This window comes from Amycolatopsis sp. WAC 01376, from assembly GCF_003947415.1.
In the GTDB taxonomy this organism is placed as follows: Bacteria; Actinomycetota; Actinomycetes; order Mycobacteriales; family Pseudonocardiaceae; genus Amycolatopsis.
On record NZ_QHKL01000003.1, the window covers coordinates 1,060,158 to 1,074,991 of the forward strand.

Here is a 14,834-nt window from a genome sequence, read left to right on the forward strand (position 1 = left end):
CGGCGGCGGTGGCCTTCACGGTTTGCGGGCGTAGACGACGAGGCTCTTGCCGAGCACCGGGTTCAGCGCCCGCTCGGCGAACCGCACCGGCGGGGGATTCCGCATGATGTCCCAGACCAGGAACCGGTGGTACAGCGCGCAGAGCCGATGCTCCTCGTCCGGGCCGACAGCGCATTTCAGCCACCAGTACGGCGAGTGCAGCGCGTGCGCGTGATGGCTTCCGGTCGGCCGCAGTCCGGCTTCCGTGAGCCTGCCGAGCAGTTCGCGACGCCGGTAGATCCGGATGTGCCCGCCCTCGACCTCGTGATACGCGTCCGAGAGCAGCCAGCAGATCCGCTCCGGCCACCAGCGCGGCACGGTCGCCACCAGCCGTCCACCGGGTGCCAGCACGCGGCTCGCCTCCGCGAGCACTGTCCGGTCGGCGTGGATGTGTTCCAGTGTCTCGGCCACGATCACCCGGGTGAAGGAGCCGGTCGGGAACGGGAGCCGGAGGGCGTCCGCGCGGACCGCCATCGCCGAGGCCGTGGCGGGAGCCTCGCCCGCTTTCGCGAGGTTGGCGAACATGTCCCGCACGTACTTCAGCGCGGTGTCGTCGAGGTCGGCGGCGACCACGTCCGCGCCGCGTTTGTACGCTTCATAGGCGTGCCGTCCGTCCCCGCAGCCGAGGTCGAGCACCCGGTCCCCGGGGCCGACGGGGAACCGGTCGAAGTCGACGGTCAGCACCCCGCACGCTCCCGGCCGAGGACCCGCCGGTAGTGCGCGGCGGTCTCCTCGGCGGTGCGCCGCCAGCTCAGCGCCCCCGCCGTTTCCCGGCCGCGGGCCGCGAGGTCGGCGCGCAGATGTTCGTCGCCGAGGACTTTGGTGAGCGCCTCCGCGAGCGCCGGTACGTCACCCGGCGGCACCAGGATCCCCGCGTCACCCACGACCTCGGGAAGTGCGCCGCCCGTGGTCGCGACGACCGGCGTTCCGCAGGCCATCGCCTCGGCCGCCGGCAGCGAGAACCCTTCGAACAGTGAAGGTACACAAGCGATTTCGGCCGAACAAAGCAGCCGCGCGAGTTCGTCGTCGGTCAGCCCGGTGACGAATCGGACGTCCGCGCCGGGGCCGAGGCGGGCGAGCGCCCGCGCCGCCGGGCCGTCCGGTTTCGGTTTGCCGACGATCACCAATTCGCCTTCGATCCGTTCCCACGCCGCCAGGAGGTGTTCGAGCCCCTTCAACGGCTCGTCCGCGCTCGCGGTGGCCACGACCCGGCCCGGGACCCGGCGGATTTCGGGCCGCGGCCGGAAGATCCTGGTGTCGGCGGCGAGCGGGACGACCTGGATCCGGTCCTCCGGGACACCCATTTCCCGGCCGATGGCCGCGCGGGAAGCCCGGGACACCGTCAGCGTGGGCAGCCGCCGTGCGACGCGGTGCTGCATGTCGACGAACCCGTACCACCGCTTGACCCGCGCCGCGTCGCGTCCGGCGACCGTGGCGAGCTTCAAAGCCCGGTCCACGGCGATGGGATGGTGGATCGTGGCGACGGTCGGCAGTCCACAGTGGAGCATCCCGTAGCCGAGCCCTTGGTTGTCGTGGACGATGTCGAATTCGTTCCTGCGTTTCGCGAGATGGCGGGCGGCACGCAGGGAGAAGGCGAGGGGTTCGGGGAAGCCGCCGCGGCGCATGCCGAGGAATTCCACCCACGACGGCAGATCACGCAACTCCCGCGGCCGCGGTGTCCGGAAGGGGTTCGGCTCCGCGAACAGGTCGAGCCCCGGGATCTTCGTCAACCGCACGCCGTCGTCGACCACCGGATAGGGCGGCCCGGACAGCACCTCGACGCGATGCCCCAGCGCGGCGAGTTCGCGGCTCAGATGCCGGACGTATACGCCTTGACCGCCGCTGCGCGGATTCCCGCGGTAGGTCAGGAGCGCGATCCGCAGTGCGCTCACCGCTCACTCCCGCGCGCTCCAGTACGCGAGCTGCTCGCGGATCTTCCGGGTTTCGCCGTGCCGTTCGCCGCGGACCTCGACGGAATCGCCGAGCAGCAAGGTCCAGGTCGACAGCGCCTCGGTGACCTGCCCGGCCTTGGCGAGGGTGAGCGCGAGACCGTATCGGAGGTCGAGGACGTCGGGATGCCGGTCATTCAGCCGTCCCGTCGCTTCGTCGAGGAGCCGTCGGTAGTCCGAAACGACGGGGGGGGGTGCTCGATTTCGGCGCTCCAGAACGCGATGTTGTGCCGGACGTGGCTGACGATCTCGTCGTCGCCCAGCACCTGTTTCGCCCGCGGCAGCAGTTCCCTGGCGAGCCGGAGGGCTTCCTCCCCGTTCCCCGTCTTGCCGGTCGCGACCGCGAGGAAGTGCCGCGCGTGCAGTGTCTCGCGATGGTCGGCTCCGAGCGCGTGGGTGGCGTCGCGGACGAGGGCTTCGAACTCGGCCCGGGACTCCTCGAAGCGGCCGAGTTCGGCGAGCAGATGGCCGATGTTGTTGCGGATGCTCAAAACGTCTTCGTCGCCGCTGGACAGCGCGGCGGTGGCGATCGGCAGGAGTTCTTCGAAGCGGGCGAGTGCCCCGGCCGCGTCACCCGCCTTGCCGGTCCACGTCGCGTGCCGTGCCTTGCAGCGCAACGTGATGCGGTCGGTCTCACCGAGCTCGTCGGCCGCGCGGTTCACCCAGATCGCCCAGCGTTCCCGGTTCTCGACCGGAATGTGGGACGTCCGGCGTTCCAGCGAGGTGAGGGCGTCTTCGCGGAGCCCGGCGAGCCAGAGGTGCTCGGCCTCGTTGGCCTCGGCATAACCCTGTTCGAGCGTCGGCTCGTCGTCTCCGGTCACGAGTGGCACCTCCGAGGTCGCCGACGCCAGCCAGGCGTGCAAACGGGTCTCCACATCAGGGAAGAGCTCGGGCGGCGCACCGGTCCACAGGACGGTTTCGTCGGCGAGGCCCGCTCGCGTCCGGCTGACCGCATCACCGAGCCCGGCCAGGAAATCGCGGACGCGCACCCGCCGGTCCGGCCCGCCCGCCGCCGCGCTCGCGGCGGTGAGGATCGAGATCGGGATGGGCCCGCGTCCCGCGGCCAGCCCCAGCAGCTCCAGCAGGACCGCGTCACCGTGCCGCGGCGAGGCCACCGCGCCGGTGCCGTGCTCCTCGTCCTCCTCGTCCCGGTCCGCCTGCGTGACGCTGATGAAGGTGACCGTCGAATCGCCGAGCCGGAGCACGTCCCGATGCGCCAACTCGGCGTTCGGCACCCGTTTCCCGTTGACGAAGGTGCCGTTGGCGGAGTCCCGGTCGGTCAGCCACGCCGTCGTGCCGTCCCAGCGGATCTCGCAGTGGAGCCGGGAAACCCGCGAATCGCCGAGCCGGAGCGCGGCGTTCCTGCTGCGGCCGAGCGTCGTGAGCCCGAAGGACAGTTCGTGCCGCGCGGGCGGGAGGCCGGGGACGTCGATGATCAGGGTGGCGGGAGTGATCCTCGGCGAAGTGGGAGAGCCGGTGTCGTGTCCCGGAACGGGGTCGCCCTCGTAGGCTTCCTCCGGTTCGAGGAGGTGGTTCCGCTGACCGAGCCGGATCACGAACGCCGGCCCCAGGACGTCCGGTTTCCGGGTCGCCACCACCGTTTTGACCCACGCCAGCGCCGGGTCCAGCGACAGGTCGAGAAGAACCTCGCGCAGCCGCCCCCGGAGCCCGGGATCGAGGTCGTCGAACCCGTCGATCGCGATCCGCACCGGACCGCCGGTCCATTGTGGAGCGAGACGGCGCAGCGGGCCGAACAGTGCCAGCTCGAACGCGCTCGCGCCGGCGCGGCCGACGTCGTCGAGCCCGGCACGATGGGCGTCTTCGGCGCCGGCGAATCCGGGGACGGTGCGCCGCAACTGCCTGGCCAGCTCACGGGCGATCTGTTCCGCGGTCTCACCTCGGCCGGTGAACAGCACGGCGTGCAGGAAGTCCGGCGGCACGTACGAACCGGCCACCGACGGCCGGGCCAGCGCGGCGAGCATCGCCGACTTCCCCGTGCCTGCCTCGCCCGCGAGCACGACCAGGCGGGTCCCGGTGAGCAGGTGCCCGACGGTCTCACCGAGCTTCGGATCCGGCCGGTAGTCCGCGGTCAGCCGCTCGATCCGCGGCGCGGCCGGGTTGCCTGCCAAGGGCGAACGCCGCCAGGCGGGCGAGGAGTTCAGCGCGAGCCACAGTCCCTGGTCGGCTTCGGTCACCTCACGGGTGCCGTCGAAACCCAGATGGATGGCGGTCTGCGCCGGGCACAGGCCGGTGATCACCCGTTTGAGGTCCGCGCACCGGACGCGCTCGCCGAACTCGGCGTGCCCCGACCGGAGTACCGAAACCAGTGACCGGCTGAAACACCCGTTCGCCGCGACACGGTCGTCCGAGGCGGTGAGCAGGTCGAACCGTCTACCCGCCTCGCCGACGATCCGCAGCCAGCGTCGGCCCGCCTGCCTCGCCCCGATCCCGGCGTGGCAGGTGTCGAGCAGGATCACCAAACCGTCCAGCATCGAGTGGCGGCCGAGGAGCTCTTTGATGCGCTGGGCGAACAGGAACGATTTCCGGCTGTCCACCGGCAGGCCGGTGTCCTTGGTGAGGAAGTAGAAGTCGTCGTCGGCGTATTCGCCGTGCCCGACGAGCGAAAGGAACAGCGTCGCCTCGTCTTCCGAAGCACGCTCGAACGCTTCCACCAGTGCGTCGTCCAGCTCGACCATCGTCGGGTCGACGAGCAGGCCGCGGCCGTCCTCGAGCGCGGGGACGCAGCCGCCGATCTCTGGGTCGAGCAGGGCCGTCGAAACCTGACGGCCCGCGTCGGGGAGGAACGAGAGAAGGTTCAGCGAGTCGCACTGCGACGCGACGACCAACGACCTCCGCTCTCCCACGGAGATCACTTTGTCTCATCGGACGGTCACCGGCAAGGGCGGCCGCGATACTGTGCGCCATGGCTCGGATCGTTCTGGTGCACGGCATCGCCCAGGAACAGAAGTCCGCGGACACCCTCGAGGCGGAATGGCTGCCGAGTCTGGCGGGCGGTGTCCGGCTCGTCGGTGACGCCGGACTGGCCGACTCCCTGTGGCGCGACGCCCGGCCCGGTGACGCTCGGATGGCCTTCTACGGTGACCTTTTCCTCAAGGACGGCCAGCAAGGCGGCGCCGACGAACTCACCGCCGACGAGTGGGAACTCGCCGAGGCGCTGGCGGGGGAGTGGCTCCGGAACGCGGCCGTGTCGGCGTCCCGCGAGACGGATCGCGAGCGGGCGAGTGCCGAACTGGCCCGGCTCGGCGGTCCGGACGGGGAAACCCAGGGCGTACGCGCGGCCGCCCGCCCGGTGCTGAACGCGCTGATGCGGCTGAAGCCGTTCGCGAGGCTCGGGGTGGCGTTCGCCGAACGCGTGGTGGTCAAGGCACTCAAACAGGTGACGCTGTACCTCACCGACGAGACGATCCGGAAACGCGTGCAGGACCGCGTCGCCGAACACATCGGCCCGGAGACCGAGGCGATCATCGGGCATTCGCTCGGTTCCGTCGTCGCCTACGAAGCCGCCCATCTGCACGGCCGTCCGCTGCCGCTGCTGCTCACCCTCGGCTCGCCGCTGGGCCTGCGCACGGTGGTCTACGAACGGACCCGCCCGCAGCCGCCGTCCGTCCCGCCCGGCGTCGCGAGCTGGGTGAACCTGGCCGACCGCGACGATCTCGTCGCCGCCCGGCCGGACCTCAGCAGGCTGTTCCCCGGCGCCGACGGCGTCCTGGACAGCGGCTACACCGTCGACAACGGGGCGAAACCGCACGAGGCGGCGTTCTACCTCGCCAAACGCCGCACCGGTGAGGCCCTCTCCGCCGCACTGTCCGGCCGTTAACCTGCGGCGGGCAGGCGTAACGCGGCGGTTTCCGTGGTGACGACGGATGGAAACAGCTCCCCTCGAAGCTTCCCGGTGAGGTGATCTTCGAGGAAGGGGCAGCCATGTGGGTATCGGCGGAGGTCGGCACGTGGCTCGCCCGGCGCAGCAGCCGGGCGGGTGACTGGTGGGCGGGCGAACTCGTCGCCGCCAAACGCGGGACGCGGGTTTCGGTGGTGATCCCGGCCCGCGATGAAGCCGAGACGGTCGGCGCGATCGTCGGCACCATCCGGCGTGAACTCGTCGAACGCTTTCCCCTGGTGGACGAAATCCTGGTGGTGGACAGCCATTCCACCGACGCCACCGCCGAGGTCGCCCGCGCGGCCGGCGCGGACGTCGTCGCGCAGGACGCGGTGTTCCCGGCTCTGGAAAGCCTGCCGGGCAAGGGAGAAGCGCTCTGGAAGGGCGTCGCCGAAACCACCGGTGATCTCGTCGTCTTCGTCGACGGCGATCTGCGCGACTTCACCGCCGACTACGTGACCGGCCTGCTGGGGCCACTGCTGACCGATTCGGGAATCGCCTACGTCAAAGGGTTCTATCACCGGCCGCTCGCCGGCGCGGCGGGTGTCGAACCCGACGGCGGTGGCCGGGTCACCGAACTCGTCGCCCGTCCACTGCTCAACATGTACTGGCCGGAACTGGCCGGTTTCGTCCAGCCGCTCGCCGGCGAGTACGCGGGGCGGCGCGAAGTGCTCGAAGGCATCCCGTTCGTCACGCATTACGGCGTCGAGGTCGGCCATCTGATCGACCTGCTCGAACTGCACGGGCTCGACGCGCTCGCGCAGGTCGACCTCGGCCACCGGACCCACCGCCACCAGGGCACCCAGGCGCTCGGCAGGATGGCCGCGCAGATCATGCTGACCCTGATGGACCGGCTGGAGCGGGGCGGCCGGGTGATCTCCGCGGCGCCGCCGTCGACGTCGCTCGCCCAATTCCGGCGTGGCACGGGGGAGGGCGTCGAGCGGGAACTCGTGCTCACCGACGTGGCCCTCACCCAGCGGCCGCCGCTGGAGAGCCTCCCGCCGGAGATCCGGCCGGAGAATTCACCCGCGTTGCGCAGGAGCGCTTAGGCCGTGTCCTGCGAGGACGCGCGGTGACCGTCCCGGAGGCGAGAGCAAAGGTCCCCCGCTCTCTTTCCGCAGGTCAGCACTCACAGGACACGGCCTGGGCTCAGCGCCGCCTTGGGCTGCCAGCCCGGCGGGCCGAACACGTACCCGAGTTTGTCCCGCCAAGACCCGGCGGCGCGGACGTCTCGCAGGATCGAGCCGTATTCGTGGAAGCCGACCTTGAGCAGGTTGTGGGACTCGACGTTCTTGGTCAGCCCGTAGGTCGGCCGCTTGCCTTCCGGGACGAAACTGCCGAACATCCGGTCCCAGATGATCAGGATGCCGCCGTAGTTCGCGTCCAGGTACTCCTGGTCGCTGCCGTGGTGCACACGATGGTGTGACGGCGTGTTGAACACGTACTCGAACCAGCGCGGCAGCTTCCGGATCTTCTCGGTGTGCACGAAGAACTGGTAGACGAGGTCGATCGACAGTCCGGTGAGGATCATCCACGGCGGGATCCCGGCGAGGGCGAGGATCGACCAGAACGGCAGCTGGAAGTACGGGGTCCACTTCTGCCGCAACGCCGTCGAGAAGTTGTAGTGCTCGCTCGAGTGGTGCACCTGATGGCCGGCCCACATGATCCGGACGCGGTGACTGGCCCGGTGGTAGGCGTAGAAGACGATCTCCTGCCCCAGCAGCATCAGCACCCAGGTCCACCAGTCGTGCGGGCTGAACTTCACCGGCGCCAGTTCGTAGAGCGCGGCGAACACGAACAGCATGGCGATGCGGAAGACACCGTTGATCACCACCGCCACCGCGCCCATGGACATGCTGGTCCGGGTGTCCTTGACGCTGTAGCCGATGACGTTGTCGTCGTGGCCGAGCACATGCAGCGCGAGGATCTCGATCGCGACGAACAGCAGGAACACCGGCGTCGCCAGCAACACCGGGTCACTCAAATGGGCAAGAAACTCCGCCATCGCACCTCTCCCTGTCCCGCCCCGGTTAACTGACCATCAGGTAACTTACCCTGGGGTCATTTACCTCAGGGTAAGATAACCGCCGTGACAGAAGCAAGGGCCGTCGGCACGAAGGGGGTGCCCCGTGAGGAACGGGAGACCCAGATCGTGCGCGCCGGGACGGAGGAGTTCGGCAAGAACGGGTACGCCGGGGCGTCGATGGTGGAGATCGCCCGCCGGGTCGGCGTCACGAAACCCTTGCTGTACCAGTACTTCGGCTCGAAAGACGGGCTGTACCTCGCCTGCCTGCACCGGGCGGGGGACAGGCTGACCGAAGGGGTCGCCGAGACGATGGCGGGGAAGGGCGGGCCGCCGGAACGCATGCCGCTCGCGGTGCTCTCGGCCATTTTCGAGACATTCGACAATGACCGGTACGCGTGGAAGCTGCTCCGCGACCCGACGGTGCCGTCGACCGGCGAGATCGCCGGCGTCGCGGTCGGCTATCGCCATCGGCTCGACGGATTCGCGCTGATCGGCGCCGCGCAGCTGATGCATTCGCGCGGGCTGGACGACGATCGCGACATCGAGGCGATCGCCCAGGTGTGGACCGGAGTGGTCGATTCCCTGATCAGCTGGTGGATCGACCAGCCGGATCAGGACGCCGCGGCGATGACCGAGCGCTGTTCGCGGATCATGCGGAACCTGTTCGGCTGGTGAGCGCCGCCAAGGCCGCGACGGCGGCCTCGCAGTCGGCGAAGGCGAGCGGCGGGCGATCGTCCAGCGGGAACCAGGCGTACTCGGAATTCTCTTCCGACAGCACGATTTCCGCGTCCGGCGGGAGTTCGCAGACGAAGGCGAGCCCGATCGTCGTCAGCCCGGTGTCGCCGTAGACGGACGGGTACGATCCGGCGAACCGGAGGTTCCGGAGTTCGCAGCCGATTTCCTCGAGCCCTTCGCGGACGAGGTTGTCCTCGGCGGTCTCCGCGCCGGAGAGGAACCCTCCGACGGTGTCCCAGCTGCCCTTCCGCGGCTCCTGTTCCCGGCGCAGCAACAGGATCCGGTCGCCGTCGAGGACGAGCCCGACCGTGGTCGGCAGCGGGTTGTCGTATTTGGTGAAGCCACAGGCGGGGCACTCGACATGGGTGTCTTCGCCGTCGCCGTCGATTCGCGTGCGGTCGCCGCAGCGAGGGCAGAACTTCCAGTCCTTCACCGTGGGGAGCTTAGGCGTTTCCGTGGAAACGGCCGGGGTGCCCGGCGCCGCTCCGGACACCCCGACCGCGACTCAGGACGCGGCGCTGGATTTGCCGCGCAGTTTGACGTTGGCCGTCGAGGCGTTCTTGATCGCCGTCTCGATCTGGGCCATCGTCGAGGATGAGGACAAGCCCGGCACCGTCGCCGATTTCAGGGCATAGAGCGTGAACGTGTAGGGATGGCTGGAGCCGCCGGGGCAGGGGCCGAAGTACTTCTGCGAGTTCGCCCCGCTGCCCATGGCCTTCTGCTTGGCACCGTTCTGGTTCGGGACCGTGTAGCCCGCTCCGAGGCCTTCGGGCAGCGACACTGTGGACCCCGAGGACGCCGGGATGTCCCAGATCGCCCAGTGCAGTTTGTTGCCGTTGTTGGCCACGTCGGCGAAGACGACCGCGTATCCCTTGGCGCCGGTGGTCCCGGCACTCCACGTCAGCGGCGGGGAGGTGTCCTGGCCCGCGGTGCCGTCACCGGCACAGGTGAACTTGTCCGGGATCGAGGCGTTGTCGGCGAACGCGGAGCTGGTCAGCTTGAACGCTCCCGGCTGCGAGGTACCCGGGAACTTCAACCGTGCCACCACGTTGTCGATCCCGCTCGGCGTGCCGCCGTTCTTGTCCGCGTTGGTCGAGGTGACCCACAGGCCGCCGTCCGGTGTCTTGGTGACCGAGCGGAGCCTGCCCCAGCGGCCGGAGAACAGCGACTGCACCGAACCGACGCCGTTGCCCGCCGCGTTGATCTGGGTGGCGAAGAGCTGCTCGCTGGTGACGGCCGCGACGTAGATCCAGTCGTTGACGATCTCGATCCCGCTCGGCCCGCCGGAGCTGGTCGACCAAGTCTTCTTCGGCGCGACAGTGCCTCCGCAGGAGCCCTCGGTGCCTTCGCACTGGGGCCAGCCGAAGTTGCCGCCCTTCTGGATCAGGTTGAGCTCGTCGAGCTTGCCGTCGCCGAACTCCGAGGCCCACAGCTGGCCACGGGAATCCCACGCCAGGCCTTGCGGGTTACGGTGTCCGAAGCTCCACACGTAGCGGGCGCTGCCGCCGGTGGAGAAGAACGGGTTGTCGCTCGGCGCCGAGCCGTCGGGATTGACCCGAAGGATCTTGCCGTTGAGCGATCCCTTGTTCTGCGCGGTGTCCTTGTTCTGCCCGTCGCCGGCGGTGGCGTAGAGCTTTCCGTCCGGGCCGAAGCGCAGCCTTCCGCCGTTGTGGTAGCGGTTCTTGGCGATCCCGGTGAGCACCGGCGTCGACGCCGAGGACAGCTTTCCGTTGTCGTAGGTCATCTTCACGATCCGGTTGTCCCCGGATGCCGTGTGGTACAGGTAGATCGCGTGATCGGTGGCGTAGTTCGGCGAGATCGCGATGCCGAGCAGGCCGCCTTCGCCGTTGGTGCCGACCGCGCCGGGCACCTTGCCGACCGTGGTCTTCTCACCCGACGGCGTGATCCGCAGGATCTCGAACCGGTCCCGTTCGGTCGCCAGCGCCGTGCCGTCCGGCAGGAAGTCGACCGACCAGGCGAGGTCCACCTTGGTGATTTCCTTGTCGTACTCGGGGATTCCGCCGCCCGCGTTCCCGCTCGTCTTCGCGGTCAGCGCGGCGCTCGCGGCCGAGGCGTTGCCGTCGAGGTCACGCGCCTTCACCGTGAAGGTGTACGACGTGTTCGCCGTCAGCCCGGTGATCGTGGCTTCGAGCGACGGTGTCGTCGCGACCTTCGTGGTGCCCTGGTAGACGTCGTAGCCGGCGATGGTGCCGCTGTCGTCCGTGGAAGCGTTCCACGCCAAGGAGACACTGTTCGCGGTCACCGACGTCGAGCGCAGGTTCCCCGGCACCGTCGGCGGCGTGGTGTCCCCGCTGGGCGGCGTGGTGAACTGGACGACATTGCTCTGCTGCGAAGGGTTTCCGGCCGCGTCGAAGGCGCCGACCGAGATGTCGTAGGCCGTGTTCGGCTGCAGGTTGTCGACGGTCGCGGTGAGCGTGTTCCCGTCGACGGTCTTGAGGACGTTGCCACCGCGCATGACGTCGTAGCGGACCACGCCGACGTTGTCCGTCGCGGCTTCCCAGGTGAAGGTGGCGCTGCGGGCCTTGATGTCCTTGGCGGCCAGGTTCTTCGGCGGGGTCGGCGCTTCTGCGTCGGCCACCCCGCTCACGGTGAGCTTGTCCGCGTTGGGACCGCCGTTCGCGGTCGTCGCGGTGGTGCGGATCTTGTTCGCCCCGGCGGCCAAGGCGACGTCCTTGGTGACGGTCTTCCAGGTGGTCCACGCGCCGGTCCCGGGGAAGGACAGCGTGCCGGCGGCGGTCCCGTCGACACTCAAGGAAACCGGCCGGTCGATCGTGGTTCCGTTGGCGTAGCGGAAAGTCAGCGTCTGGGTTCCGGCCTGCGCGGCGTTCACCGTGTACTCGACGTAGCTGCCGGCGACGTTGTCGAAGTTCACGAACCCGGTGCCGGAATAGCCGGCGTGGTTCTTTTCGACGGCGCCTTGGGAGATCGTCGCGGCTTCGGATTCATGGTCGGTCGGTGCCGCGCCGGCGGGCAGAGCAGGCAGGACGGCGAGGGTCATCGCCGTCGCGGCGGCACACGTGAGCAACGCGCGCCACGGGGGTCGGGGTGCCACTGGAGCCTCCATGCGTGAAGTTCGGGGTCGGGAGGTGCAACGGCGGACCGGGCGGGCCCGGCGGGGGAGGGAGTTTTAGTTAGGAAACTTTCCTATCTATGGTTCAGATCACACACCAGAGGGTGCTTCGTGTCAATACTTGACCAACATCAACACAGAGGGTCATGTGAAACGGGCTGTCCGGGTGTCGCGCCCATAGCGCGTGAAGGCCCCCTTCCCTCGGCTGAGCCGAGGGAAGGGGGCCTTCACGCGCTATCGGGTCAGCCGGCGATGTCGGCCCGCGCGATCACCTTCGTGATCCGTGCGCGCACCAACGACTCCTCGGGCACGGCGTTCCGCTTGCCGTAGGCCTCGGCCTGGTCGGCGCCCATGTACCGGCCACCGAGCTTGGTCGCCCATTCGAGCATCTCGTCGAGGTCGTCGTGCAGCACGGCTTCAGCGGTGAACTGCACATACGAGTAGGGCGGCTTCTGGTCGTCGACAGCAAGCGAGAGCCGCGGGTCGCGCCGCAGCGCCTTCCCTTTGAGGGTCTCCGTGCCGGTGGTGAAGATCAGCTCGTCACCGTCCGTACCCTCGTTCAGCAGGAACCACACCGGAGTCACGATCGGCGCCCCGTTGGCGCGGACCAGGCCGAGCATGCCCGTCCGGGTGCCCTCACTCGAGAACTTCCACCATTCGTCCCGGCTCATTTCACGCATGGACCAGACGCTACCGCCGCCCGGAGCGCCGGGCACCCCGGTCACCCGTGCGGGTCGCCGGGGGTGGCGACTAGCCTGGCCTGCTGTGCGAGACGACGAGCTGACCGGGATGGGGCTGGCCGACGAGGGGCTGACCCGCCGCCTCAAGGCGCTGGCCTGCACAGCGCCCTTGCACGACCTCGACGCGCGCAAGGCGAAGCTGGACTGGGCGGACGCCACGATCTACCAGATGGCCGAGATCGCGCTGCACACGATCGACCAGGTCACGGTGTCGATGGACTTCGACACCGGCGCCGATCACGAACAGGTGATCGCGCGGTTGCTGCCGTTCGTCGCGCTCCAGGCGCCCGGCCGGACGCCGGACGAGCACGCCAAGGTCGCCCGGTGGGTCCTCGACAACCTGATCAACGTCGGCACCACCGATCGCGGGTTCCGCCGCGTCTACGGTTCCATCGGCCCCGGCGGGGGTTACCAGCGCCGCCAGTTCGACTTCAAGCTGCTCGTCGAGCTGGCCGAGCGCCACGACGAGGTCTACCTGCGCGCCACCGACGAGGCGATCAACGTCCTCGTCGGCGCGCTGGACACCGACGTCGAGTCCGCCCAGATCGCGGCCGAGGTCAAACTGGAGAACCTGATCAACCGCGGCCGCCTCGCCGACGCGAAGCTCGCCGCCGAACAGGCCCGCTACCGGACCGTCCAGTACGGCGAGACACTGCGCGCCAAGCTGGACGCCACCCGGCGCGACGTCCGCGCGGTCGACTGGGAGCGCGAGGTCCCGGACCTGCTGGATCAGGCGCTGTCCCATATCGAGTCCCGGTTCCGGGCGGAGAACGCGATCCTCAAGAACATCACGGCGTCGCGGGACGAGACCGAGGACCTCGACCGTAAACGCCGCGCGGCCGAACTCGTCGACATCGTCAGCGACTGCATCCGCCGCCACACCCGGCTCCAGTCGAGGCTGGCCGACGCCGGTGCGGTGTTCCGAGCCGAACAGGACCGCCAGCAGTTCTCCGGGCCGCCGCAACGCGCGACGATCGACCTGTTCGGCCAGCTCCTGATGCCGACGCTGGGCCTGCCGATCGCCGAGGCCGTCGCGCCGGCCGAGTCGTTCTTCCACGCCGGCGCCGGTATCTCGCCGCCGACCGTGCCGTCGCTGTCTTCGCTGGTGTCGCTGCTGCTGCGGCCGGCACCGGAACGCGACCAGCTCGTCGGCGAGATCCCGGAGCCCGAGCTCATGCCCGCCGACGTCACCGACAAGTTCGGCGACGAGCAGTGGCGCCTCGCCGACGACCTGCTCGACCTGCCGGAGGTGCCGCGACGGCTGTCCGGACTGCTCGAAGAGGCCCGCCGGATCGATCCCGGGCTGCCTGCCCTGGTCGCCCTGCGGGCGGTGCACGCCTACAGTCCCGAGGTCGGCGCGGCGCTGCGGCTGGGGCAGCGTCAAGTGCTGCTGGCCGTCGACGACGGCACGCTGCTCGAAGATCCCGAGTTCGGCGGAGCGGATCTGCTGCTTTCGTCGGCCGCAGTGGATCGCCAAGAAGAAGAGGAGGAGGTCGCGTGACGACAACCGGGGACGTCGAATCCGCGGCCAGGCTGGTTTCCTTCGGCATGCGCCCGAAGCAGTTGCCGTCGCGGGACGTCGTGTACGGCGATCTCGTCCGGCGCTACGGCGAGGACAGGGCGTTCAAACAGCTCACGCACGCGGTCGCGGCCGGGCTCGGGCTGATGGTGCTGGAGGTCAACCTCCAGGCCGGTGCCGTGCTGGCGGCGACCGACGAGTCCGTCTTCGAGATCAAAATGGACAGCTACGCGCGGCAGAGCAAGATCCGCGAACGCCGGGAGACCGAGAAGGTCCTGCACGGGCTCGTCCACCTGGCCACCGCCGCGCTCGGCTACCCGCGCCCGGACGACCTCGCCAACGACACCTACATAGGCCGCGTCAGCGTCGAGCAGGTGGACGCGATGGTGCGTGAGGCCTGCCGGATCCTCGACGAGCGCGCGGCGGCGGCCGAGGCGAACAACGACCCGCTGGCCGACGCGCCCGAGCTCGAACAGGCATGGCGCGCCTACGCCCGGCGTCCCGCGGCGGCGGCGACCAAGGACGGCAGGCTGGCTTCGGACACCACGCGCGGCATGGTCGCGCGGGCCCTGCGCTTCCTCGCCGATCAAGGCTTTCTCGTCCAGGTCAGCGGGGAACAGGGCGGGACCTACCGGACGACGCCGCGCTATCAGGTGCAGGTGCGGGAACTCGCCGCCGACGCGGCCTTCGACGATCTGCTCGAGCTGAACGTGGTCTCGGTCGCCAACGGCGGCGGGACACTGCGAGCTGCTGCGTCGGACACGCTCTAGACGGCTGGTGAGCGGAGCAGTGGGGATGAGCGGAAATCAGCCGATGCGAACCCGCCCGGGCCGGAGG

At 69.5% G+C, this 14,834-nt stretch carries 12 protein-coding genes; 5 read left to right on the top strand and 7 right to left on the bottom strand.

Going from position 1 to position 14,834, the window contains the following annotated elements:
• Positions 1 to 15: 15 nt before the first annotated feature.
• The 3 genes from DMH03_RS21815 to DMH03_RS21825 form a co-directional block, all read right to left on the bottom strand.
• On the bottom strand, positions 16 to 723 hold the full coding sequence (locus DMH03_RS21815; protein WP_125793794.1) for a class I SAM-dependent methyltransferase: 708 nt from the start codon (positions 721 to 723) through the stop codon (positions 16 to 18).
• Complete coding sequence (locus DMH03_RS21820) at positions 717 to 1,931, bottom strand: glycosyltransferase family 1 protein (protein ID WP_199748960.1); 1,215 nt, start codon at positions 1,929 to 1,931, stop codon at positions 717 to 719. The genes DMH03_RS21815 and DMH03_RS21820 overlap by 7 nt, the downstream gene beginning before the upstream one ends.
• A 194-nt stretch (positions 1,932 to 2,125) precedes the next feature.
• A complete protein-coding gene (locus DMH03_RS21825; RefSeq protein ID WP_233611576.1) occupies positions 2,126 to 4,852 on the bottom strand; it encodes an FHA domain-containing protein in 2,727 nt (908 codons plus the stop codon).
• A gap of 59 nt (positions 4,853 to 4,911) precedes the next feature.
• On the opposite strand from DMH03_RS21825, the gene DMH03_RS21830 reads away from it, so the two are divergent.
• Both DMH03_RS21830 and DMH03_RS21835 read left to right on the top strand, forming a co-directional pair.
• Positions 4,912 to 5,826, top strand: coding sequence for a hypothetical protein (locus DMH03_RS21830; protein ID WP_125793795.1), 915 nt, complete (start codon positions 4,912 to 4,914; stop codon positions 5,824 to 5,826).
• A gap of 104 nt (positions 5,827 to 5,930) precedes the next feature.
• Positions 5,931 to 6,935 (top strand): glucosyl-3-phosphoglycerate synthase, encoded by a 1,005-nt coding sequence (locus DMH03_RS21835; RefSeq protein WP_125793796.1) that lies wholly within the window; start codon positions 5,931 to 5,933, stop codon positions 6,933 to 6,935.
• 80 nt (positions 6,936 to 7,015) lie between these two features.
• On the opposite strand, the gene DMH03_RS21840 is transcribed toward DMH03_RS21835, so the two are convergent.
• Entirely contained in the window at positions 7,016 to 7,891 is an 876-nt protein-coding gene (locus tag DMH03_RS21840; RefSeq protein WP_125793797.1) for a sterol desaturase family protein, read from the bottom strand.
• Positions 7,892 to 7,975: 84 nt separating this feature from the next.
• Between DMH03_RS21840 and DMH03_RS21845 the strand changes: the two genes are divergently transcribed.
• Entirely contained in the window at positions 7,976 to 8,587 is a 612-nt protein-coding gene (locus DMH03_RS21845) for a TetR/AcrR family transcriptional regulator (protein WP_233611577.1), read from the top strand.
• On the opposite strand, the gene DMH03_RS21850 is transcribed toward DMH03_RS21845, so the two are convergent.
• The 3 genes from DMH03_RS21850 to DMH03_RS21860 form a co-directional block, all read right to left on the bottom strand.
• Positions 8,562 to 9,080 (bottom strand): NUDIX domain-containing protein, encoded by a 519-nt coding sequence (locus DMH03_RS21850; protein WP_125793798.1) that lies wholly within the window; start codon positions 9,078 to 9,080, stop codon positions 8,562 to 8,564. The genes DMH03_RS21845 and DMH03_RS21850 overlap by 26 nt on opposite strands.
• 72 nt (positions 9,081 to 9,152) lie before the next feature.
• Positions 9,153 to 11,666: a PQQ-dependent sugar dehydrogenase gene (locus DMH03_RS21855; protein ID WP_125794025.1), complete on the bottom strand. Its 2,514-nt coding sequence runs from the start codon at positions 11,664 to 11,666 to the stop codon at positions 9,153 to 9,155.
• A 314-nt stretch (positions 11,667 to 11,980) separates the two neighbouring features.
• On the bottom strand, positions 11,981 to 12,418 hold the full coding sequence (locus tag DMH03_RS21860) for a PPOX class F420-dependent oxidoreductase (protein WP_125793799.1): 438 nt from the start codon (positions 12,416 to 12,418) through the stop codon (positions 11,981 to 11,983).
• 109 nt (positions 12,419 to 12,527) lie between these two features.
• Between DMH03_RS21860 and DMH03_RS21865 the strand changes: the two genes are divergently transcribed.
• Together DMH03_RS21865 and DMH03_RS21870 are read left to right on the top strand one after the other, a co-directional pair.
• Positions 12,528 to 13,979, top strand: coding sequence for a hypothetical protein (locus tag DMH03_RS21865; protein WP_125794027.1), 1,452 nt, complete (start codon positions 12,528 to 12,530; stop codon positions 13,977 to 13,979).
• Positions 13,980 to 14,026: 47 nt separating this feature from the next.
• Positions 14,027 to 14,767, top strand: a complete 741-nt coding sequence (locus tag DMH03_RS21870; RefSeq protein ID WP_125794026.1) for a hypothetical protein — start codon at positions 14,027 to 14,029, stop codon at positions 14,765 to 14,767.
• The last annotated feature ends 67 nt before the right edge of the window (positions 14,768 to 14,834 follow it).

What these genes read in the sequence shown, in the direction of transcription:
- DMH03_RS21830 (WP_125793795.1), top strand. Translation starts at nt 4,912, where the DNA reads ATGGCTCGGATCGTTCTGGTGCACGGCATCGCCCAGGAACAGAAGTCC.
- DMH03_RS21835 (WP_125793796.1), top strand. Translation starts at nt 5,931, where the DNA reads ATGTGGGTATCGGCGGAGGTCGGCACGTGGCTCGCCCGGCGCAGCAGC.
- DMH03_RS21840 (WP_125793797.1), bottom strand. Translation starts at nt 7,891, where the DNA reads ATGGCGGAGTTTCTTGCCCATTTGAGTGACCCGGTGTTGCTGGCGACG.
- DMH03_RS21855 (WP_125794025.1), bottom strand. Translation starts at nt 11,666, where the DNA reads ATGACCCTCGCCGTCCTGCCTGCTCTGCCCGCCGGCGCGGCACCGACC.
- DMH03_RS21860 (WP_125793799.1), bottom strand. Translation starts at nt 12,418, where the DNA reads ATGCGTGAAATGAGCCGGGACGAATGGTGGAAGTTCTCGAGTGAGGGC.
- DMH03_RS21865 (WP_125794027.1), top strand. Translation starts at nt 12,528, where the DNA reads ATGGGGCTGGCCGACGAGGGGCTGACCCGCCGCCTCAAGGCGCTGGCC.
- DMH03_RS21870 (WP_125794026.1), top strand. Translation starts at nt 14,027, where the DNA reads ATGCGCCCGAAGCAGTTGCCGTCGCGGGACGTCGTGTACGGCGATCTC.